23 protein-coding genes are annotated in these 21,380 nt (G+C 64.3%); 8 read left to right on the top strand and 15 right to left on the bottom strand.

Features of this window, described 5'->3' with window-relative positions:
• Positions 1–11: 11 nt before the first annotated feature.
• Entirely contained in the window at positions 12–1,115 is a 1,104-nt protein-coding gene (locus tag BLP88_RS06085) for a WXG100 family type VII secretion target (RefSeq protein WP_074587763.1), read from the top strand.
• Positions 1,116–1,219: 104 nt separating this feature from the next.
• Entirely contained in the window at positions 1,220–1,612 is a 393-nt protein-coding gene (locus tag BLP88_RS06080; RefSeq protein ID WP_074587761.1) for a hypothetical protein, read from the top strand.
• A gap of 222 nt (positions 1,613–1,834) precedes the next feature.
• Here BLP88_RS06080 and BLP88_RS18720 read toward each other — a convergent pair whose 3' ends face one another.
• The 10 genes from BLP88_RS18720 to BLP88_RS06035 form a co-directional block, all read right to left on the bottom strand.
• Positions 1,835–2,041, bottom strand: coding sequence for a Flp family type IVb pilin (locus tag BLP88_RS18720; RefSeq protein WP_139163316.1), 207 nt, complete (start codon positions 2,039–2,041; stop codon positions 1,835–1,837).
• Positions 2,042–2,046: 5 nt separating this feature from the next.
• Entirely contained in the window at positions 2,047–2,655 is a 609-nt protein-coding gene (locus BLP88_RS06075) for a type II secretion system F family protein (protein WP_306459183.1), read from the bottom strand.
• Between the two features lie 279 nt (positions 2,656–2,934).
• Complete coding sequence (locus tag BLP88_RS06070) at positions 2,935–3,888, bottom strand: type II secretion system F family protein (protein WP_074587759.1); 954 nt, start codon at positions 3,886–3,888, stop codon at positions 2,935–2,937.
• The gene (locus tag BLP88_RS06065) at positions 3,885–5,366 is read right to left on the bottom strand and encodes a TadA family conjugal transfer-associated ATPase (protein WP_074587758.1); all 1,482 of its coding nucleotides are present in this window, start codon (positions 5,364–5,366) and stop codon (positions 3,885–3,887) included. Before BLP88_RS06065 ends, BLP88_RS06070 begins: the two co-directional genes overlap by 4 nt.
• Entirely contained in the window at positions 5,363–6,568 is a 1,206-nt protein-coding gene (locus tag BLP88_RS06060; RefSeq protein ID WP_074587756.1) for a CpaE/TadZ family protein, read from the bottom strand. Before BLP88_RS06060 ends, BLP88_RS06065 begins: the two co-directional genes overlap by 4 nt.
• Positions 6,565–7,332, bottom strand: a complete 768-nt coding sequence (gene cpaB / locus BLP88_RS06055; RefSeq protein WP_074587755.1) for a Flp pilus assembly protein CpaB — start codon at positions 7,330–7,332, stop codon at positions 6,565–6,567. Before cpaB ends, BLP88_RS06060 begins: the two co-directional genes overlap by 4 nt.
• Before the next feature lie 45 nt (positions 7,333–7,377).
• Complete coding sequence (locus tag BLP88_RS06050) at positions 7,378–8,349, bottom strand: Tad domain-containing protein (protein WP_245679784.1); 972 nt, start codon at positions 8,347–8,349, stop codon at positions 7,378–7,380.
• A 71-nt stretch (positions 8,350–8,420) separates the two neighbouring features.
• Positions 8,421–8,834: a TadE family protein gene (locus BLP88_RS06045; protein ID WP_074587753.1), complete on the bottom strand. Its 414-nt coding sequence runs from the start codon at positions 8,832–8,834 to the stop codon at positions 8,421–8,423.
• 99 nt (positions 8,835–8,933) lie between these two features.
• Positions 8,934–9,149, bottom strand: coding sequence for a Flp family type IVb pilin (locus BLP88_RS06040; protein WP_074587751.1), 216 nt, complete (start codon positions 9,147–9,149; stop codon positions 8,934–8,936).
• Between the two features lie 245 nt (positions 9,150–9,394).
• Positions 9,395–10,039 carry a prepilin peptidase gene (locus BLP88_RS06035; RefSeq protein ID WP_074587750.1) on the bottom strand — a complete coding sequence of 215 codons (645 nt, stop codon included), beginning with the start codon at positions 10,037–10,039 and terminating at the stop codon, positions 9,395–9,397.
• A gap of 307 nt (positions 10,040–10,346) precedes the next feature.
• Here BLP88_RS06035 and rplM point away from each other — a divergent pair, with 307 nt between their 5' ends.
• The 3 genes from rplM (at position 10,347) to glmM (ending at position 12,832) form a co-directional block, all read left to right on the top strand.
• Positions 10,347–10,790 carry a 50S ribosomal protein L13 gene (gene rplM, locus BLP88_RS06030; protein WP_074587749.1) on the top strand — a complete coding sequence of 148 codons (444 nt, stop codon included), beginning with the start codon at positions 10,347–10,349 and terminating at the stop codon, positions 10,788–10,790.
• 37 nt (positions 10,791–10,827) lie between these two features.
• Entirely contained in the window at positions 10,828–11,331 is a 504-nt protein-coding gene (gene rpsI, locus BLP88_RS06025; protein ID WP_074587748.1) for a 30S ribosomal protein S9, read from the top strand.
• Between the two features lie 136 nt (positions 11,332–11,467).
• Positions 11,468–12,832, top strand: a complete 1,365-nt coding sequence (gene glmM / locus BLP88_RS06020) for a phosphoglucosamine mutase (RefSeq protein ID WP_074587746.1) — start codon at positions 11,468–11,470, stop codon at positions 12,830–12,832.
• Between the two features lie 73 nt (positions 12,833–12,905).
• Here the strand turns inward: glmM and mscL are convergent, their stop codons facing one another.
• The 5 genes from mscL to ptsP all read right to left on the bottom strand — a co-directional run bounded on the left by mscL (position 12,906) and on the right by ptsP (position 17,315).
• Positions 12,906–13,283 (bottom strand): large conductance mechanosensitive channel protein MscL, encoded by a 378-nt coding sequence (gene mscL / locus BLP88_RS06015; RefSeq protein WP_074587745.1) that lies wholly within the window; start codon positions 13,281–13,283, stop codon positions 12,906–12,908.
• Between the two features lie 69 nt (positions 13,284–13,352).
• A complete protein-coding gene (locus tag BLP88_RS06010; RefSeq protein WP_245679783.1) occupies positions 13,353–14,213 on the bottom strand; it encodes a M15 family metallopeptidase in 861 nt (286 codons plus the stop codon).
• 5 nt (positions 14,214–14,218) lie between these two features.
• Positions 14,219–15,184: a type I pantothenate kinase gene (coaA, locus tag BLP88_RS06005; RefSeq protein ID WP_074587740.1), complete on the bottom strand. Its 966-nt coding sequence runs from the start codon at positions 15,182–15,184 to the stop codon at positions 14,219–14,221.
• Positions 15,185–15,317: 133 nt separating this feature from the next.
• Positions 15,318–15,596, bottom strand: a complete 279-nt coding sequence (locus BLP88_RS06000; RefSeq protein ID WP_074587738.1) for an HPr family phosphocarrier protein — start codon at positions 15,594–15,596, stop codon at positions 15,318–15,320.
• Positions 15,597–15,629: 33 nt separating this feature from the next.
• The gene (gene ptsP, locus BLP88_RS05995) at positions 15,630–17,315 is read right to left on the bottom strand and encodes a phosphoenolpyruvate--protein phosphotransferase (RefSeq protein WP_074587736.1); all 1,686 of its coding nucleotides are present in this window, start codon (positions 17,313–17,315) and stop codon (positions 15,630–15,632) included.
• A gap of 117 nt (positions 17,316–17,432) precedes the next feature.
• Here ptsP and BLP88_RS05990 point away from each other — a divergent pair, with 117 nt between their 5' ends.
• Genes BLP88_RS05990 through BLP88_RS05980 form a run of 3 tightly spaced genes read left to right on the top strand, consistent with a single transcriptional unit; the run spans position 17,433 to position 21,369 of the window.
• Complete coding sequence (locus BLP88_RS05990; protein WP_074587734.1) at positions 17,433–18,155, top strand: TetR/AcrR family transcriptional regulator; 723 nt, start codon at positions 17,433–17,435, stop codon at positions 18,153–18,155.
• 56 nt (positions 18,156–18,211) lie between these two features.
• Positions 18,212–20,221, top strand: a complete 2,010-nt coding sequence (locus BLP88_RS05985) for a PTS mannitol transporter subunit IICBA (protein WP_074587733.1) — start codon at positions 18,212–18,214, stop codon at positions 20,219–20,221.
• Positions 20,221–21,369, top strand: coding sequence for a mannitol-1-phosphate 5-dehydrogenase (locus tag BLP88_RS05980; RefSeq protein WP_074587731.1), 1,149 nt, complete (start codon positions 20,221–20,223; stop codon positions 21,367–21,369). Before BLP88_RS05985 ends, BLP88_RS05980 begins: the two co-directional genes overlap by 1 nt.
• Positions 21,370–21,380 lie beyond the last annotated feature (11 nt).

Below are 21,380 nucleotides of genomic sequence, written 5' to 3'. Positions count from 1 at the left end.
AGGATGCTGGGATGACCTCGTTTGTTGGTGCTGACCCTGCCCAGTTGCGGGCCCTCTCGAAGCAGATGGCGAAGAGCGCCGACAAGATCGGTGCCTTGACCAGGAACCTTTCCTCGTTCCTGGATGCGCCCGCCGCGTGGCTGGGACCGGACATGCAGGGCTTCCGCCAGTCGTGGCAGAGCGAGCTGATGCCGCGCTCAAAGTTCGTTGTGCAGAGCCTCCTGCAGGCCGCCAAAGCGCTTCAGGCCAACGCCGACGAGCAGGAGAAAGCCAGCCAGGGAGCGGCCGGGGCGGGCGGCGGCCCTCCAGACGGCGGATCCGGCAACGGTGACCGCAGGGATGAGTCCCGGGGTTCCGCCGGATCGAGGACCGGGCGCGGCGATGACGACGGCGGTGATCACGGCGGAGAGACACCAGGGCAGGAACCCTTCCCTGGAGGGCTCGGCGAGCCGGTGCCCGGCGAATCGGTCCCGAAGCCCGACACGCCGCCGTGGAAGTCCGACCCGGATTCGCAGGAACATGGTTCCGACGACGCCGGACTGGGGGAGCACGCCACTAAGGTGGGCGTTGAAGCAGCGGCCAATGCCGCCGCGCCCCTGATTCCGAACGCCTCGCGGAACCTGCTCCACTTCCTCGGGAACTCCGGCGAACCCCTCGAACAGGACGTAGACCAAATCCTTGAGGATGCCCCCGGCTTCTCCAGCCAGGCGGATGCCGACGTTGAGAACCTTGCCAAGAGCGCCGTCGAGGACGCCAGGAATTCCGGCGCAACCGGGCCGGTGACGTATCCGGTGAACACTGGCTGGAAGGGCTATTACATCGGTAAGGATGAGAGTGCTGACTGGTTCTACGCCAGTGGCGGGCTCAGCTACAGCACCCAGGGGCAGGTAACGGTGTACCCGCCAAGCACGGCTGGTGGGGAGTGGACTTACAAGACAGAGACCAGCGTGAGCTATCGTGACCGTTACAACTGGGACGGGGGCAAGTCCACGGACATCGGACCCTTGAACGTATCCGACGAACAGCTGGGAAGGCTCAACGAGGTGGGCATCGCGCAGAACTACAACATGACAGGTGAGTCTTCCACGCGCCAGAGCTCGGGAACCATGAAATGAGCGCGCGTGCGATGCTTTGCCTCGCGATAGCCGGGCTCTTGCTGGCTGGATGTGCGGTTCCGGGGGATTCCGGCCGCACACGGAGTACGACGACAGGAACAGACATGGAAACTGAATCCAACGCACCTGCCGATGCGCGCGCCGTCGTGGATTCCCTCTTCGAACCTTTCGGGCTCGCACTGCCGGCAGATGCCCGGGATTTCACAGTGGACCGGAGCCCGCTGGAACCGTTTCAGAACGCGTCCCTAACCACTTTCACGGCGGACAGTGCGGAGATGACTGCCGCCTGCGAATCCGCGGGTGCAATGGTGGCTCCGGATGCCCGAATCGTCGCGCAGGACGCGAAGCTCCTCCGCGGTGTTCATCTCGAGGAGGGCTCAACGCTCTGTTCCAAGGACTCGGACTACGGCCGCGGCCCTGCGTTCCGGGCGGTTATCCCGCCGTCGAAGACCGGGACCGTTTACGTGGCTGTTTACCAACTGCCGGCGGGGCGCTGAGCGCCCACATCCCGAACGTTGAATGACCCCCTTCCGGCTCTGGGTACCGGAAGGGGGTCGGGATGACCACTGCGGCTCTGGGTACCGGGTGGTCGGTTTAGCGGCGCCCCCTCGCAAAGGGTGCCAAATCGGGTACCTCCCTCCGACAGGTCCAGCAACTGCCGGTGGTGGCGTCGAGGTACTCCAATGCCTGCCCAGACAGGCGGCTTGGTGGTTGGAGGGTCAGGGGAGGCCTAGGGCCGTTTTCAACGTGGCGTTGAGGTAGTCGTAGTGCCCACTCAACGCCAAACCGAACGCGGTGACTCCTACCATGATCAGCGTGATCATGAAGGCCATCAGGACCGAATACTCGGTGGCCATGCTTCCGCGCTCTTTGTCCTCGGGTGCATGCTCTGCGGGGACGCTGTCGTCCCGTTCCTGGCCTGACATTGCCGCTACCCCGCGAACATCGCGGCGATGGACAGTACCGCCGGACCCAGGATGATCACGAGCAAAGCCGGGAAAATGCAGGTGATCAGGGGGAAGAGGATCTTGACCGGGATCTTCATGGCATGTTCCTCGGCACGCTGCCGGCGCTTGAGCCGCATTTCACCGGCTTGCGCCTTGAGTACCTTCGCAATAGCGATGCCGTAGGCGTCGGCTTGGACGACTGCCCGGACGAAGCTGCGGACGTCCCTCACATCCACGCGCTCGGAAAGGTCCAAGTAGGCTTCCTTCCGGCTCCGACCCACCTGGATGTCCTGGAGGGTCCGGATGAACTCGTCGGCGAGGGGCCCTTTTCCGTTCTCTGCAGCCCGTGCCATGGCGGCTTCGAACCCAAGGCCTGCCTGGACCGAGATGAGCATCTGGTCCAAGGCGTTGGGAAGAGCCAGCTTCATTGCCTCCCGACGCTTCTGGGCGTTGGAACGGATGAGGATGTCCGGGACGAAATAGGCGAGGGCAGTTGCTGCGAGACCAAGGAGCGCCTTGCCGGGTGAGCGGTCCCCGAGATAGAGCATGACTCCGAGGACCGCGCCGCCCAAGGCCATCAGCGGCTTGACCATCAGGATTCTTTCCAGCGGCCAGTCTTTGGGCCGCCCGGCTCCGGCCAATTGCTTGTCAAGCCAAGCCACGTACCCGGCTGGTGCAATCTGTCGGGAAATGCCTGACAACCATTGGCCGGCATTTGCCGGCCTGACGGCGACGGCTGTTTTCTGTCCGAGGTTCCTCCGAATGTTCCGCATGGCGGCGCGGTCTCCGGTTAGAGCGAGCCACACCATCCAGGACACTGGCGCAACTATTGCCAGCATGGCGGCATATGCGTAGATCTGCATGACTGACTCCTAGTACTTCGGCTTGATGAGACGGTTGAGCCAGAGAGAACCCAGGGTGAGCATGACTACCGTCACGGCAATCATGACGAATCCGGGGAACGTAGACGTAAACGTCTGCGCGTACAGGGGATTGATGAAGCACAGCACCACAAACATGACCACCGGAAGCGCGACGAGGACCAACGCCGAGACCCTTCCTTCTGCGCTGAGTGCACTCACCTGCCTGCGGATCTGGTTCCTGTCACGGATGGTTTCGCCCACATGGTCCAGGACTTCCGCCAGATCGCCGCCGACTTCGCGATGGATTTCAATGGCCTGAGTAATCCACGTGAAGTCCTCGTTCGAGGTCCTGGCGGCGACTTCGTTCATCGACTCGCCGAGATCCCGGCCGATCCTGGTTTCGTTCACAATCCGGGTGAGTTCCTCGGACATCGGGGATTCGCTTTCCTTGGCCGCCGCGTCGACGGCCCGCAGTAAGCTATGGCCGGCCCGCATACCACCAGTCAGCATTTGGAGAGTATCTGGGACCTGTTCATCGAACCGTGACTGGCGCCGGTACGTCAGGAGCTTCAACGTCAGGAACAGACCCAACATGGCGACAAGGCACATCAGGATGGCGAACAAGAGGCCTGCAAGGAGAAATCCGACAACGCCGGCGAGTAGCACTACGACGCTTGAAATTAGGATGTAGTCAGATGCCTGCTTCTTGAGCCCGGCCGCATCCAGCCGGGCCTGAGAGAGCAGCCCGCCCGAGCCACTATGGATCCTTGAGTCAATGGCCCCTTTTGCATTATCGGTAAGTACCGTCAAAGCTGATTGTCGGGCTTGGATTCCAGGCTGGCGCCGTTGGAGGTCGAGGGTCCGGCTGGGCTTGAGCACCAACAGCACCACGAGCAGCAACGCCAGGTATACCCCGACCAGCCCCGCCACCAACATGATGGACTGGCCAGCAGCGGCGTTCATCGCCGTACCCCCGGAGCAAAGGCACCGAACACCGCCGGTGAAACCGGAATCCCGAGCTCCGCGAAGCGGTCGGTGAACCGGGGGCGTACACCCGTGGGCATCGGCTTGCCGAGGAACCGGCCGTTGGCATCGACCCCTGCCGAGTAGTCGAAAACGAAGGCATCCTGAAGGGTCACGATGTCGCCTTCCATGCCCTGGACCTCGGTCAGGTGCGTGATGCGGCGGGTACCGTCACGCAATCTGGTGATGTGCACAATCAGGTTCACCGCGGAGGCGACCTGCTCCCGGATGGCCCGCAGTGGTAGGTCCATGCCCGCCATGAGGACCAAGGTTTCCAAGCGGGCGATTGCGTCGCGCGGCGAGTTGGCGTGAACGGTCGAGATGGAGCCGTCGTGGCCGGTGTTCATGGCCTGGAGCATGTCCAGGGATTCTCCGCCGCGGACCTCGCCAACCACGATGCGGTCGGGACGCATGCGCAGGGAGTTCCGCACCAGGTCGCGGATGGTGACTTCCCCGCGCCCTTCAATGTTGGCCGGACGACTTTCCAGGCGGATGACATGTTCCTGCTGCAGCTGGAGTTCCACCGCGTCCTCGATGGTGACGATCCTGTCGTCCGGAGGGATGAAGGAGGAGAGAACGTTCAGCAAGGTGGTCTTGCCGGTACCGGTACCACCGGAAACAATGATGTTCATCCGGGCCAGCACGCAGGCCCGGAGGAGTTCTGCCATTTCCGGCGTCAGGCTGCCGAACTCGATGAGTTTGTTGACCGTCAGTGCCTCCCGGCCAAACTTTCGAATGGTGAGGGATGGGCCGTTTACGGCCAGAGGCGGGATGATGGCGTTCACGCGGGAACCGTCGGCAAGGCGTGCGTCCACCAGGGGTGACGATTCATCAATGCGGCGGCCGACCCGGGAGACGATCCGTTCGATGACTTTGCGAAGGGCTTCGTCTGAAGTGAATTTCGCTTCTGTCTTGAATAGCCGGCCATACCGCTCGACATAGACGCTGTCGTATCGATTGACCATCACTTCAGTGATTTCCGGATCGTCGAGGAACCGTTGGATCGGTCCGTGCCCCAGGACATCATCGATGATTTCGGAGGTCAGGCGATGACGTTCTGCGGCAGTGAGGGGAACCTGCTCGGCATCGACCACGAGCTTCAGCTCGTCGCGGACGTACTGGTGCAGTTCCGCCTCGTCCAAGCTGGAGTCTGTCAGCCGCGAGCCCATGCGTTCGTACAGGGCCGCGGTGGCGCGCTCCTTGAGGCTCCCAAGTGCCTCACTGGCGAGGGCTGTAGATTGCGTTCCAACTTCACGTTGCGAAACGGCTTGAGCTGCCTCGGCCGCACGGACTTCCTGGAAACGGCTGAGAGTGGGAGACTCGGTTGACGCCGCGTAGACCCCATCGTCCGGAGCAGTGGCTCCGCCGCCGGAGGGTTCGTCACCGTGAAGGCTTTCGAGCCTGCGTGAGAGGTTCACCGGACTACCGCCCTTCTGTGGAGTTGCTTGTGGGTTCGTTCGTCCCAATTGGGCTTGAAGCGTTCAACTAGGGAACGGAGTCCCTTGGTTGCAGAATCCCGCCTGTTGTCCTGCAGCAGGGGGACGCCCTTATTAGTGGAGAACGGCAGAGTTTTTGAACGCGGAATGGCGACATCCACCGGAACCCCGATGGTCGCCTCCACATCCGGAAGCCTCAGACCACTCTTCGGATCGGCCATGTTCAAGACGACATGGCGGTGCTGCGGTAGCAACTGCAGTTCGTCGAGAACGCCGAGGCCGGTGCGAAGACCGCGGATACTGGGGATATCCATGCCGCAGACCCACACGGCGTCGGTGGCCTGTTCCAAAGCCGCCAGGACGTGCTCGCCGAGACCCGGAGCCGTGTCGATGACGACGTACTGGAATTCGTGCCGTAGCTGTTCCAGGAGGTTTGTGACATGCTCGGCCTTGATGCGGTCCATCTCCACGGGGTTCCGGGGAGCGCAGAGCGCGTAGATGCTCGCCGGGTGGACGCTTAGGTAGGTCTTGAGCACCATGGAGTCCTGGCTGGCCGGCCCGAGGACGGCGTCTGTGATCGTGTGCTCGGGTTCCAGGAGCAGACCGCTTGCGACATCGCCGAACTGGAGGTCCAGGTCCACGATGACGACGCCCATCGGGGCCATCGCGCCGAGTCCCACGGCGAGGTTGGTAGCCACGGTGGTCTTGCCGACGCCTCCCTTGGGGGACATGACGGCGATGATCCGTCCGCCCGACGCTTGGTCCGGAGACTCGGCAGCACTTGGCGCGAGCCCCCGACGGCGACCTGCCGCCGCGAGGCTGGCGCGCTCCACCATGACCCGGATGCCATCGGCTTCGGCAGCCGGGGACAGAATGTCCCTGACGCCGGCGCGCATTGCCGCCAGGACCAGTTCCGGCGTCTGCTCGGCAGCGAGGACTACGCTGATTTCCGGGAACTGCAGGTCGAGCAGAGAAGCGTGCTTGAGGGAATCGGTGACGTCCAGCCCGGGGCCGAGGATGAGGACTTCCGGCGGCTCGCCGAGGAGCTGGCTCAGGATGTCCTGCGGGCCTTCCGGGAGGTAGTCCGCCTGGAACCATTGCAGGCTGCCACTCATTCCGGCTGTAGCCGAGCGGACCCTGCGTTCGAAGTCGGTGTCCGGTGTGATCAGAATGAAGCGGCTCATCGGATTACCTTGCCGAGAGTCATGACGCCCGAGTTGCCTTGGGTGGCATCGGTAGGTTCCTTGCTCAGGTACACCGCTCCGAACTCGACAGCGAAAACGATCTTTTCAACGTCGGTGGCCGGGCGGGCAAGGGTCACCAGATATGTACCTCGCCCAGAAGATTTTTTATTGGATTTGAGCGAGCTGCTGTCATCGGACTGGGACGTTTCCGAGGCGGTTTCCGAGAGAGTCCCGGTACCATCCTGGACTGCGGTGACAAGGACCTTGTGGAGCGACAACTGTGTCATATCCCCGACCTTCTCGTCCTTGGGCTTGAAGGACATCAGCACTCCAACGGTGTCCCCGGCTTGAATATTGCCGCCAACGACACGTTCGATATCGAGCTTGACGGTCACTTCCTGGAGACCTGTCGGCACTTCCACCCGGCCACGGCCGACTTGTGAGCCTGGATCCACCATGCGGGAAGTGAGCACTTGTTCGCCGGGCATGAATTCGATGGATGAGACTTTGCTTCCCAGATCATCAAGGTTCCTGACGCTGTCCTCCGCGATGGCGGACCGCGGCACGGCCTTTTTGACCACGCTGTCCCCGAACTTAGCGACAGCAGTGCCGGCCGGAATTTCCTTTTGTACGACGTAGACCTCTTCGGTCTCCGTGTTGGCCAGGGCACGCCTGTCGGCGCCCTGGACGTAGATAAGGAGCATCACCGTTCCAATAACTGCCACGACAAGCGCAGCGATGCCTCCCAGTAGGCGTGTTTTCACTTTTCCTTCTCCTTGTCACTGCGCGAATCGGGCGGTGCCCTCCCGCTATTTGATGAGTTTGACGACGACGGTGCCGAGGTTTTGCCCAGACCCGGCCCCACCGCCTTCGGCGTCTTCGAGGGTTACGTACTTGACGAATTGGCCGATGATGCAGCGGGCGTTGCCCGCAGAGCACGCAAGGTTTGAGTTGCCCAAAGCGGCAGTGGTGTTGTGGTATTCGTACGGGGCGCCCTGGCCGAACTTCCAGCCCACGACGCTGAAGGTCGCGTAGCCGATAATGTGGAAGGTTCCCGTATTTCCGGAACCAGAGGCGCTGTCAAAGACCGGGAAGGTGACTTCGACCGTCTCCCCAGCGCTGAGATCGTTGAGCCAGCCCTGCAGGATGATTTCGCACGCTGTGGGCTTGTTGTTTCCGGGATCGCTTCCAACAACGTTGCCGGTGGTTGTTACCGCGTAGCAGTCAGCATCGGGATCCTCCAGCCAACCCCAGCCTCCGGGGATGGTGTGACCGGAGGGATTGGTGCAGGTTACCCCTGGCTTCCAAGAGATTTTTTGCATCTCCCCGGTGGAAACTGAATTGCTCAGGTCAAAGCATTCGTCCGAGAACGCGAGTGGAAAGGCCCCGCCGCCGCCCGGAAAGGTCAGTCCCGCCGTTGCTTGCGCACCGACGCTAGCCGGTGGTGCGTTCAGTGCGCTGGCGAACATCTTGCTGAGGAAGCCGGCTCCGCTGGTGCCGTTCAGGGTCGTTGTAGTAACCGTTACCTGGTTGGCGACGCTGAGGTCCACCGACTTGACGGTGGAGGCGTCGTCCCTGGCGTTTCCATTCGCCAAGGAAGCGGCTGCGGCGTCGGCCTGCGCTTGGGTGCATCCTGCGCTCGAAGCACAGATCTGCGCGACGGCGAGGGCGCCGGCGTCGGCGCCGTTTTGCAGTTCCGTACGTTCGACGTAGATCTGCCCGACATCAACGGCCATGGCCCCGGCACCAATGAGGACCAGGAGTAGCAGGGCGACCGTCACTCCGGCGGCGCCCCGTTCCCTGCCATTGGCGCGGACTTTATCCGCACGATGGCGTGGTTTCGAATTCACTGTTAGCCGCCGCATCGCATTGCCCCCACTCCTGTGCTGGTGAATGTCCCCGCGAAGGAAACAAAATTTCCGGAGACATTTAGAGCGAATCCAGTGAGCGAATTCGCCGTGTATTGGGCGGTTACATTGACGGTGTCTCCAGGTTCGCAGTCAATGTCATGGCTAAAGGAAATGGGGCCACTTAGGCTAGGTGCCCCTGCCGTGCCGGCCGCAGTTGCCTTGCCCCAGTCGTCCGTAATTGCGTACGTCCGGGCCGCTTCCCTGGCGGCTTGGGTTACCGAGATCTGCACGCCGAGTGCGTGGGAGAACTCGATGATCCCGGCCACCAGGAGGAGCAGGAAAGGAACGACAAGGGCAAATTCAACGGCGACAGCGCCCCGGGATTCTTCCCTGGCGCGGTCTTTTTGGTGTTTCATGTGACCCCCCAGATGGCCGATTTGTGTGGTAAATACCCAGAAAAGGATGGTGCCGCGCCCGCGTTGAGCGGACGCGGCACCAAGCGAGACCGCTGCGGCTTACGGCTGGCCGTTCTGCCAGCCATCGACAGTGGTGCTCAAGTCTGTGAACCAGGCGTTCAGCTCGGTTCCGAAGAGGCCGACGCCGACGATGATGGCGAAGGCGATGAACGCAATGAGCAGCGAGTACTCAGTCGCCGTCGCGCCCTTTTCGGAGGTGAGCCGGTCCTTGAGGCCGGCAATGTAAGAGACCACAGAAAGCATGAGAGATGACATTGGAAAATCCTTCCCAGATAAGAGATTTGTTTGAAACGAATTCCAAGCCGCCCCCATATCCAGCGGTTCGGATTTCGATAGCAAAAGAATTCACCCGGGGGTGGGAAGGTGGCAAGGCATAGCGGTACTCGTCTTTTTCCGGGTCATCTTGACGGTTTTTCTCCGAGTACTCAGTTTCTTTTCCGGGCACTACTTGGAAGCGTCAGTGTGCCGTTCGTCAAGTGCTCAGGACCGTCTGCGGGGACCTAGGGGAGGAGGAGCAGGGTGCCGATTGCGGCGGCGAACATCGGAGGACCGTGCGGGCTCTCTTTCCGCGCGTTTACGCGCCCCAAGCGCAACATCAGTACCGTGAGTAAGCCGCCTACCACGAACCCCAGCAGTCCGCCGTAGAACACTTGCTTCCAACCCAAGTAGCCCAAGTACACGCCGAGGGGTGCCGCGAGCTTCACATCGCCCATTCCGATGCCCGCGGGAGAAATTAATCCGAGAATCAGGTACCCGGCGAAGAGTACTGCCCCGCCGGCAGCTGCCCGGAGCAGCCCTCCCCAGTCCGAAGTGAGTGCCGCTGAGGCCACGAAGAGGGCCAAACCGGCCGTCAGAAGTCCCAACACCAGGGGGTTCGGCAGCAAATGCAAGGCGATATCAATGCGCGACAGTTGCGCCGCCATTATCGCCAGGAGGAGAAAGGCCGGCAGCTCGGGGGAAATGCCAAAACGCCACGCAAACAGGACGAACAGTAACGCGGTGACTGCCGCCGTCGTAAGCCTTGCCCAAAAGGGCGGCATGCCGCCAAGCCGCGGCAGCCAGCGTGCGATGGCTAGGTCGGCCAGCAGGCTCAACCCGGCGCCCGCGATACCCGCAAGCACAAGCACCTCAGGAGCGGCGGTCACGGGCGCCTCCTTTGCGGCAGCGGGCAGTTCCCCCCATTCTGGCCCCGCAGGGCCGCTGAAGCCGTCATTTTGACCCTGCAAGTCCCTTCGGGCTATTCTTGATAGTCGTTGTGCGTGTCCTTTCTCGATGACACCTGCCCGCCCGGGGATCCAGTTGCAGGATCACTAACCCGGGGAGCATTTCGAGACCTTGGGATGACTGGTTACATAGAGCCCTCACCTCTGTTCCGGTAGCGCATACCTAGTAGGTCCGCGCTTGCGCGTGTGGCCTAAAACATGAACGCCAGAACAAGAACGAGGCAAAACCGTGCGTACGTACACCCCGAAGCCCGGCGATATCAACCGCCAGTGGCACGTCATTGACGCCACCGATGTTGTCCTTGGTCGTCTTGCCAGCCAGACCGCAACACTGCTGCGCGGAAAGCACAAGCCGACCTTTGCGTCCCACATGGACATGGGCGACTTCGTCATCATCATCAACGCCGAGAAGGTCGCACTGACCGGCGCCAAGCTGGAGCAGAAGCGCGCTTACCGCCACTCCGGCTACCCGGGCGGCCTGACCTCCGTCAACTACGCGGAACTGCTCGAGTCCAACCCGGTTCGCGCCGTGGAAAAGGCAGTCAAGGGCATGCTCCCCAAGAACTCCCTCGCCGCTCAGCAGCTGAGCAAGCTCAAGGTCTACCGTGGCGCTGAGCACCCGCACGCTGCCCAGCAGCCGAAGACTTTCGAAATCACCCAGGTCGCCCAGTAGTCCTGGCCACCAAACAACTTTTTATACAAGGAGAATCGTGGCTCAGAACGAAGAACTGACCAACGAAGCCGTTGAGGCTGAGGAACTGACCAGCTACACCTCTGAAAGCGCAGCAGCTGACGCTGCGCCGAAGAAGGAGCGCCCCGCGCTGACCGTTTCCGGTGCAGCTGTTGGCCGCCGCAAGGAAGCCGTTGCACGCGTTCGCGTTGTGCCGGGCTCCGGCAAGTGGACCATCAACGGCCGCGAACTGGCCAACTACTTCCCGAACAAGCTGCACCAGCAGGAAGTCAACGAGCCCTTCAAGATCCTCGAACTTGAAGGCGCCTACGACGTCATCGCCCGCATCCACGGTGGTGGCCCCTCCGGCCAGGCCGGCGCCCTGCGCCTCGGTGTTGCCCGTTCGCTGAACGAGATCGACGTCGAGAACAACCGCCCGACCCTCAAGAAGGCTGGCTTCCTGACTCGTGACGCCCGCGTCATCGAGCGTAAGAAGGCCGGTCTCAAGAAGGCACGTCGCGCCCCGCAGTACTCGAAGCGTTAATTCGCTTATCCGGCCTTGGCCGGAGCCAGGAAGCCCGTTCCGCCGTTTTCGGCGGGGCGGGCTTCTGCCGTTAACATGGCAACCCGCCGAGTCGGTCGAATCGGGGAGGGCCGCCCTTCCACTAGACTGAGTCCCGATGTCTAGATTATTTGGAACAGATGGCGTGCGCGGTCTCGCGAACGGGGCCCTCACCGCTGAGCTCGCATTGCAGCTTGCCCAAGCCGCCGCCGTCGTACTTGGCCATGACCGTACCCCGGACGGAAAGCGGCCGCGTGCCGTCGTTGCCCGTGACCCGCGGGCGAGCGGCGAGTTCATCGCCGCTTCCGTAGAAGCCGGCCTCGCCAGCTCGGGAGTCGACGTCTTCGACGCCGGAGTGCTGCCCACCCCTGCGGCCGCCTACCTGGTGGCGGACCTCGACGCCGATTTCGGTGTCATGATCTCCGCCTCGCACAACCCGGCACCGGACAACGGGATCAAGTTCTTCGCGCGCGGCGGACACAAGCTGCCCGACGACGTCGAGGACGCCATCGAGGCGCAACTCGGCAAAGAGCCCTCCCGCCCGCTGGGAGGCGACGTCGGACGCATCCAGCGCTTCTCCGACGCCGAAGACCGCTACATCGTCCACCTGCTCACCACCCTGCCGCACCGCCTGGACGGGCTGCGCGTGGTCCTGGACTGCGCGCACGGCGCCGCGAGCGGCTGCTCCCCGCAGGTCTTCAAGGATGCCGGCGCGGACGTCATCGTCATCGGCGCCGAGCCGGACGGCCTGAACATCAACGACGGCGTCGGCTCCACCCACCTGGGCCCGCTGAAGGAAGCAGTGCTGAAGTACGGCGCGGACCTGGGCATTGCCCACGACGGCGACGCCGACCGCTGCCTGGCCGTGGACCACGAAGGCACCGAGGTGGACGGGGACCAGATCATGGCCATCCTCGCCCTGGCCCTCAAGGACGCCGGAAAGCTCCGGGACGACGTCCTTGTGGCCACCGTAATGAGCAACCTCGGCCTCAAGATCGCCCTGCGCAAGGCCGGCATCACCATCCGCGAAACCGCAGTGGGGGACCGCTACGTCCTCGAGGAAATGCGCGCCGGCGGATACAGCCTGGGCGGCGAGCAGTCCGGCCACGTGATCTTCTCCGACTACGCCACCACCGGCGACGGCGTGCTCACGGGCCTCCAGCTGGCGGCCCAGGTGGCGCTCACCGGACGTTCCCTGAAGGAACTCGCCACGAGCATGACCAAGCTCCCGCAGCTGATGATTAACGTCAAGGGCGTGGACAAGTCCCGCGCCGCCACCGATGAAGGCGTGGCCGCCGCGGTGGCTGCAGCTGAGCTTGAGCTGGGTGATACCGGCCGGGTGCTGCTGCGCCCCTCCGGTACCGAGGCCCTGGTGCGCGTGATGGTCGAAGCCGCGGACATGGACACCGCCCGGCGGATCTGCACCGAGCTAGCCGGAGTGGTGGAGGACCGCCTCGCCATTCCGCGCGAACTGCCGGTCTGACAAAACGGATAGACAAGAAATGGCTGCGGCCCGCTTCCCGATGGAGGCGGGCCGCAGCCGTCTTTGGTTTGGGCTACTTGCGGGCCGCCAGGCTGTCCCGGATTTCGGTGAGCAGGGCGATCTGCGGATCGACCTCCGCCTCCGGCTCCTTGATCCCGAGCTTCGCGTTGCGGCGCTCGATCAGGTGGTTCATGGGCACAATGACGATGAAGTAGATGGCGGCTGCCACGAGGACGAAATTGATGATGGCGGCGATAACGCTGCCATAGGCGAAACCTTCCCAGGACATGCCAGCCAGGTCCTTCGCGCTGAAAAGCCGCGCGATCAGGGGAGTCAGGAGGCCTTTGACGATCGCGTCGACAACCGCGTTGAAGGAGGCGCCGATGACAACGGCCACGGCGAGATCGATAACGTTGCCCTGCATGAGAAACTTCTTGAATCCGCTCAACATGGCACCAAGGTAGCGCAGGCTGATTAATAGCCGCTTACCTTCGGCACAAATCCGGGGGTCGTGTCGCAGTTAGAAATACCCCGGCGCCGGCTCCAGGCCGAAGTACTCTTCCACCGTCAGAATGCCGCGCTTCGCCATGTCGCCCGCAGCCTCGGCACCGATGTAGCGCAGGTGCCAAGGCTCGTAGTAGTAGCCGGTGGTTTCATGGAGCATCCACGGGTAGCGGACCACGAAGCCGTATTTGTAGGCGTTGGCCTTCACCCAGACGGCCGCCGGCTGCTCGGCAAAGCAAGGCTGGAAGCTGCAGGCCCCGCCGCCGTCGCCGATGTCGAAGGCCCAGCCCGTCTGGTGTTCGGAGAAGCCGGGGCGGGCCGAGGCCGTGTCCGCCGCTGCCTGGCCGCGGCTGCTGACGTAACCGCTGTACGTGGCCGTCTGGCTCTGGAAGGAACGGTAGCCCGAGGCGAGGGTCAAGGTGACTCCGCCGGCTGCGGCGGCCGCGAAGAGCCTGGCGGCCGCTGCCGCCGTCGTGCTGTTCAGCAGGGCGGACTCACCGCTCGTGGCGAGCTGCACGGCAGGCTGGACCAGGTCCGGCGGGACAAACTGCCGCGGCGTGAGCGGCCGGTGCTTATTGACCACCACCCAGGGGCTGCGCGGATCGCTGAGCGAATGCTGCTTCGCGAGGGACGCCGACGGCGGCAGCGCGCCAGTGGCGGGAGCCGGAGCCGTGTGCCTGGCAGCTGTGGGAGTGGGACTGCCGGTGGGGGACGGAACGGTGGGGGACGGCACGGTGGGAGACGGAACCGCAGAAGCCGACGTGCCGGAAGGCGGCCCGCTCACCTCCGGCGTGCAGGCCGTCAGGGCCGCCAGGCCGGCGCCCACGGCGAGGAGCCCCATGAATGACCGGCGGCCAGGGCCGCTTTTCTGGCACACGTGTGCTAGACCTTTCGCAGGAGCATCCTGCGGATGGTGTGGTCGGCCTCCTTGGTGAGGACCAGCTGGGCGCGGCCCCGGGTAGGCAGGACGTTCTCTTCGAGGTTCGGTTCGTTGATGCGCTTCCAGATGCCGCGGGCCGTCGCTTCCGCCTCGGCGTCGGAGAGCGTTGCGTAACGGTGGAAGTAGGATTCCGGCTGCGCGAAGGCGGTGCCGCGCAGCTTCCTGAAACGGTCCACGTACCATTCCTCGATGTACGAGGTCTTCGCGTCCACATAGATGGAGAAGTCGAAGAAGTCGCTCAGGGCCAGGCCCTGGCGCCCGTCGTGGCGGGGACGTGCCGGGGCGAGGACGTTCAGCCCTTCCACAATCAGCACATCCGGGCGGCGGACTACCACTTCCTTGTCCGGCACGATGTCGTAGGTGACGTGCGAATACCAGGGGGCGCGGACTTCCTCGGCCCCGCCCTTGATCTCGCTGACGAAACGCAGGAGCGCGCGGCGGTCGTACGATTCCGGGAAGCCCTTGCGTTCGAGCAGGTGCCGCCGCTTGAGCTCCGCGAGGGGATAAAGGAAACCGTCGGTGGTGATGAGCTCCACGTTCGGGGTGCCGGGCCAGCGGCGCAGCATCTCGCGCAGCACACGGGCGATGGTGGACTTCCCGACGGCGACCGAACCGGCCACGCCGATCACGAAGGGCGTGCGCTGGGTCTGTTCGCCCAGGAACGTGGTGGTGGCCGCGTGCAGCTGGTGGGATGCCTCCACGTAGAGGTGCAGGAGCCGCGAAAGGGGCAGGTAAACCTCGCGCACTTCGTTCATGTCGAGGGGGTCGCCCAGGCCCCGCAGCCTGATGATGTCTTCTTCGTTGAGAGGCTGCTCCATCTGCGCGGCCAGTCGGGACCAGGTCTGCCTGTCCAGCTCTACGAATGGCGATGAAGTGTCGCCGTTCGCCTCGTTGCGTTGCAATGTCACCTAAGTGATTCTGCCCCTCCCGGTCTCCAACACGAAATGCGGGCAGTGCAAGCCCGGTCAGGAACGGGGGATTGAACAGCGGATGAACGGGCAGCCCGCGCCCGGCGGGAAGCGGGCTGCCCGGCGGGTGCTGCTACGCGGCGTCGTGGTCCGTTTCGAGGACCTGGACGAGGTAATCGAGGGCCTGCTCGGCACCGTCGCCCTCCGCCCGGAGCACCACGACGTCGCCCTGCGCGGCGCCGAGCGTCATGAGCGAAAGGATGCTCGCGGCGTCGAGCGCTTCGTCAGCGGGGTCACCCTGCATGGCGATGGTGACCTCCACGGGCTGCTCGCCGGCGGCTTCCGCGAAGAGCGCGGCCGGGCGGGCGTGCAGGCCGGAGCGGCTGGCGATGGTGGCTGTGCGTTCGGGCATGGGTTACTCCTTGGTGTAGCTGGTCGAAAGGATTTAGAGGCCGAGCTCTTCGAGCACGGGAAGTTTGGCGCGTACCCACTCGCGGGCTTCGGTGGCGCCGGGCGCCGAGAGGGCCAGCCGGGCCAGTTCCTGCGCCTGTTCGAGGGTGACGGTCTTCAGGACGGTCCCGACGGCGGCCAACGAGCGGGCGGTCATGGACAGTGTGGTGACGCCCAGGCCCGCGAGGACGACGGCGAGGGCCGGGTCCGCGGCGGCCTCGCCGCAGACACCCACGGGTTTGTTGCCGCCTTCCTGTGCCGAGCCCTCCACCGTCAGTTGGACGAGCCGCAGCACGGCCGGCTGCCAGGGCGTGTTGAGTTCGGCGAGGGGGCCAAGCTGGCGGTCCGCCGCCATGGCGTACTGGGTGAGGTCGTTGGTGCCGAGCGAGGCGAAACCGACTTCGCGCAGCACCGCGGCCGCAGTCAGTGCGGCGGAGGGAACCTCCACCATCACCCCGGGCGTCTTCAGCCCGGCTGCGGAGCACAGGGAGGCGAACCGTGCGGCTTCGGCGGCCGTGGAGATCATGGGCGCCATGACCCAGACGTCGGCCTCGGATTCGGACGCGGCGCGGGCAATCGCCTCAAGCTGGCGCTCGAGGACGCCGGGCGTGGTGAGGTCGGTGCGGTAGCCGCGAACGCCGAGGGCAGGGTTGGGTTCGGTGGCGTCGGTGAGGAAGGGCAGCGGCTTGTCCGCGCCGGCGTCGAGCGTGCGCAGCACCACCTTTTTGCCGGGGAACGCATCGAACACGGCCTTGTACGCGGCGGCCTGTTCGTCCACGGAGGGCTCGGTGTCGCGTTCGAGGAAGCAGAACTCGGTGCGGAAGAGGCCCACGCCCTGGGCGCCGAGGCCGGCGGCGGCGACCGCGTCCTTGGCGCCTCCGACGTTGGCGAGCAGCGGCACCGGGTGGCCGTCCGCCGTCGTGCCGTTGCCGTCAAAGCCGGCCAGCGTGGCCGAGGTTTCCGCCCAGGCTGCCGCGGCCGCGCGCTGTTCAGAAGAGGGGGCGACGGCAACGAAGCCGGCCGCGCCGTCCACGTAGATTTCCGAACCGTCCGCCACCTCGTCCACGCCGTGTGCCGCAACCACGGCGGGCAGGCCCAGGGAGCGGGCGATGATGGCGGTGTGGGACTGCGGTCCGCCGCCGGAAGTCACCAGTGCCAGGACCTTGGCGGGGTCCAGGGTTGCGGTGTCGGCCGGGGCGAGGTCCTCAGCCACCAGGATGAATGGTGTTTCCGAGGAGGGGATGCCGGGTGCGGGCACGCCGCGCAGTTCGGCGACGATGCGGGCGCGGACGTCAAGCACGTCCGTTGCGCGCTCGGCCATGTACCCGCCAAGGTTGTGCAGCATCTCGGCCACGGACGCCGCGGCTTCCCAGATGGCGCGTTCCGCAGAGGTGCCGGCGTTGATGAGCTTGGCGGCCTGCTTCAGCAGCATGGTGTCCCTGGCCATGAGCGCGGTGGCTTCCAGGACGGCTTTTCCGTCGCCGGTGGCGATATCTGCACGGGCCTTGAGGCCGTCGTGCACGGACTGCGCTGCGGTCTTCAGGCCCGCGACGGCGGCTTCCGCGGTGATGGCCGGATCCAAGCGTTCGCCCGACGGCGGTTCGGTCACCGCCTTCGGCATCCGGCGGACGGGGCCGACGATGCGGCCCGGGCTGACTCCTACCCCTTGGAAATTCTGCACTGAATCCTCTGCTTCTCTTCGTTGCACGGGATCCGGCGGCGACGGCACCGCGGATCTGCGAAAAATTGCTTGTGAGCCACTTCATATAGCAGCGCTATAGGTGCTAGGGTAGCGGCTATGAGTTCCGATGACCAGCTTCCGCCCAAAGTCCGGCTGCTCCGCGCGGCTGCCGAATTGCTGGCGAATTCAGAAGGGTCAGCGGTCTCAACCCGCCAGATCACCAAGCTGGCGGGGGTCACGGCACCCACGCTCTACCACCACTTCGGCGACAAGGAAGGCCTGTTCGACGCCGTCGTTTCGGCCGGCTTTGAGGAGTACGTAGCGGGCGAGCGTGACTTCGCACCGTCCGGGGAACCCCTGGAGGACATCCGGCGCATGTGGGACAACCACGTGGCGTTCGGACTAGCCCAGCCCCACCTGTACTTGGTGATGTTCGGCAACATCAGGCCGGAAAGCCGCCCGGCGGTCGTCGCAGACGCCGAGGCGCTCCTGGAGGAAATGCTGAACAAGGCCGCGATCGCCGGCCAGCTCAACGTGCAGCCCCGCGAAGCGGCACGAAGCATCCTTGCGGCCAACGTGGGCGTCACGCTCATGCTCATCTCCGAACCGGTGGAAGACCGGAACCTCGAGCTCTCAACGATGACCCGGGATTCCATGATCTTCGCCGTCTCCACGGAAACCGCCCGTGGCGCCGCAGCGGAGGACTCCGGCAAGTCCTCCGTGGTTGTTGCGGCAATCGCCCTGAATGCGGCACTGCAGGCCTCGCATTCGGATCAACTGTCCAGCTCTGAACTGAAGCTCTTCCTTGAGTGGCTTCACCGCATTTCCAGCAGCTCCTAAGGGCTGCCTCTGCATCGACTAGCCCGCGCCGTCGCGGGATACCGTTAGGAATTCACATGGCAACAGAGACCGTTGCAAAGCCCCGGACCAGCCTGCGCGTTCGCGTCCAAAAATTCGGAACATTCCTGTCCGGCATGATCATGCCCAACATCGGCGCCTTTATCGCCTGGGGCATCATCACCGCCCTATTCATCGAAAAGGGCTGGATCCCCGTGCCCGCGCTCGGTGGCTTCGGCACCAACGCCGAAGGAGTTCCCAACGTTGGCCTTGTTGGCCCGATGATCACGTACCTCCTCCCGCTGCTCATCGGGTATACGGGCGGCAAGATCGTCTACGACGTCCGCGGTGGCGTCGTGGGCGCCATCGCCACCATGGGCGTCATCGTCGGCGCCGGCATTCCGATGTTCATCGGCGCCATGATTATGGGTCCGCTGGGTGGCTGGACCATCAAGAAGCTTGACTCCCTCTGGGACGGCAAGATCCGCCCCGGCTTCGAAATGCTGGTGAACAACTTCTCCGCCGGCATCTGGGGCGCATTGCTGGCCCTGCTCGGCTTCTATGGCATTTCCCCGCTGGTCACTTGGTTCAGCCAGGGCGCCGGAAACGTTGTCCAGTTCCTGGTCAGCAACAACTTGCTGCCGCTGACCAGCATCTTCATCGAACCGGCCAAGGTCCTCTTCCTCAATAACGCCATCAACCACGGAGTGCTCACGCCGTTGGGCATCCAGCAGTCCCTCGAGCAGGGCAAGTCCATCCTGTTCCTGCTCGAAGCGAACCCCGGCCCGGGCCTTGGCTTGCTGCTGGCCTACATGTTCTTCGGCCGCGGCGCCGCCAAGGCTTCCGCTCCGGGTGCCGCGATCATCCACTTCCTCGGCGGTATCCACGAGATCTACTTCCCGTACGTGCTGATGAAGCCGATCTTGATCCTCGCCACCATCGCGGGCGGCATGACCGGTATCGCAACACTCGCCCTCACGAACTCCGGGCTGGTGGCTCCGTCCGCTCCGGGATCGATTTTCGCGGTCCTTTTCCAGACGTCGCGCGACAGCTACGTCGGCGTGATCCTCGCCGTAGTGCTGGCGGCAACGGTGTCGTTCCTGATCGCCTCCCTCATCCTCCGCACCTCGAAGGACAAAGGCGAGGACGACCTCAGCGCCGCAACCGCCCGGATGGAAGCGATGAAGGGCAAGAAGAGCTCCGTGTCCTCCGCGCTGGTCGGCGAGCGAAGCGACGTCGCCGTCCTGACCCGCCCGGTCCAGAACATCGTGTTCGCCTGCGACGCCGGCATGGGTTCCAGTGCGATGGGGGCCACGGTCCTGCGCAACAAGATCAAGGCGGCCGGCTTCCCGGACGTCAAGGTCACCAACTCGGCCATCGCCAACCTCAGCGACACCTTCGATGTGGTGGTTACGCACCAGGACCTCACGGAGCGCGCCCAGACGAAGACCTCGAGCGCCGTTCACTATTCGGTGGACAACTTCATGAACAGCCCCAAGTACGACGAAATCGTGGAGCTCGTGAAGACCAGCAACACGGAAGGCCCCGCAGCTGCCCACGTTGACAGTGCGGTCGAGACCCAAGTACCCCAAACCCAGGGTGCGCATGCCGCCGAGTCGGCTGCCGCCGTCGGGGGCAAGGGCGTGCTGCTGCCTGAAAGCGTGATCCTGGACGGCACCGCGCGTGACCGCGACGCGGCCATCGACGAAGCGGGGAAGCTGCTGCTGGACCGCGGCGCCGTGGACACCACGTACGTCCAGGCCATGCACGAACGCGAGGAGTCTGTGTCCACCTACATGGGCAGCTTCCTGGCGATCCCACACGGAACCAACGACGCCAAGGTGCACATCAAGCACTCGGCGGTGTCAATCGTCCGCTATCCCGAGGGCATCGACTGGGGCGGCAAGCAAGTGAAGTTCGTGGTCGGCGTGGCCGGCCTCAACAATGAACACCTCCACATCCTCGCGTCCATCGCGAAGATCTTCACCAACAAGGCACAGGTTGCCCAGTTGGAGGAAGCCAGCACGGTCGAGGAAATCCTGGAGCTGTTCGGAAAGGTCAACGCATAGTGAGGGCAGTCCATTTCGGGGCAGGCAACATCGGGCGCGGATTCGTGGGGCTGCTGCTGCACGAGGCCGGCTATGAGGTGGTGTTCGCAGACGTCGCGGACGCGCTGATCAGCCAGCTCGCCGCCGCGGACAGCTATGAGGTGCACGAGGTCGGCGATAACCCGGCGGCCAAGACCGTCGACGGGTTCCGCGCGCTGAACTCCGGCACCCAGGAAGCCGCCGTCGTCGAGGAAATCTCGACGGCGGACGTGGTCACCACGGCGGTCGGCCCGCACATCCTGAAGTTCGTGGCACCGGTGATTGCCCGCGGGCTCGCCGCCCGCAAGGCCTCGCTGCCGCCGCTGCAGGTGATGGCGTGTGAAAACGCCATCAACGCCACGGACATCCTGCGTGAGGAGGTCCGGGCGGCCTGGGACGAATCGGCGGGTGACCTGGACGCCGTCGCGGTCTTTGCCAATACCGCAGTGGACCGGATTGTCCCCAACCAGGCGCCGGGCCAGGGCCTGGACGTCACGGTGGAGACATTCCATGAATGGGTCATCGACCGTACCCCGTTCGGCGGCAACGCTCCGGTGATCCCGGGGGCGACGTTCGTGGACGAGTTGGGCCCGTACATTGAGCGCAAGCTGTTCACGGTCAACACCGGCCACGCCTCGGCGGCCTACTTCGGCTACGCGGCAGGGCTGGAAAAGATCTCCGATGCCATGGCGGACCCCGCCGTAGCCGCGAAAGTCCGGGCCGTGCTTGACGAAACCAAGGCGCTGCTGGTGGGTAAGCATGGTTTCGACGAGGCCGAGCAGGAAGCGTACGTGCAGAAGATCCTGTCCCGCTTCACGAACCCGCACCTGCCGGACACGGTAGTTCGCGTGGGCCGTGCGCCCTTGCGGAAGCTGAGCCGGCATGAACGGTTCGTCGGCCCGGCCGCGGAACTCGCCGAGCGCGGGGAGACGCCCGTGGCCCTGCTGGGGGCGATGTCCGCCGCGCTCCGCTTCGACGACCCCGCGGACGACGAAGCAAAGGAACTGGCTGAAACCCTGGCCACGCTGGACGCCGCCGAAGCCACGCAGAAGATCACCGGCATTGCACCGGAACACCCGCTGTACGCCGGAGTGCTTCGCCTCGTTACGGACCGGAAGGCGGAACTCTAGGCGCCAATCCG

Source organism: Arthrobacter cupressi (assembly GCF_900099975.1).
Taxonomy (GTDB): Bacteria; Actinomycetota; Actinomycetes; order Actinomycetales; family Micrococcaceae; genus Arthrobacter; species Arthrobacter cupressi.
The sequence above is the reverse complement of the archived record's forward strand: the minus strand, read 5'-3'. Positions and strand labels throughout refer to the sequence as shown.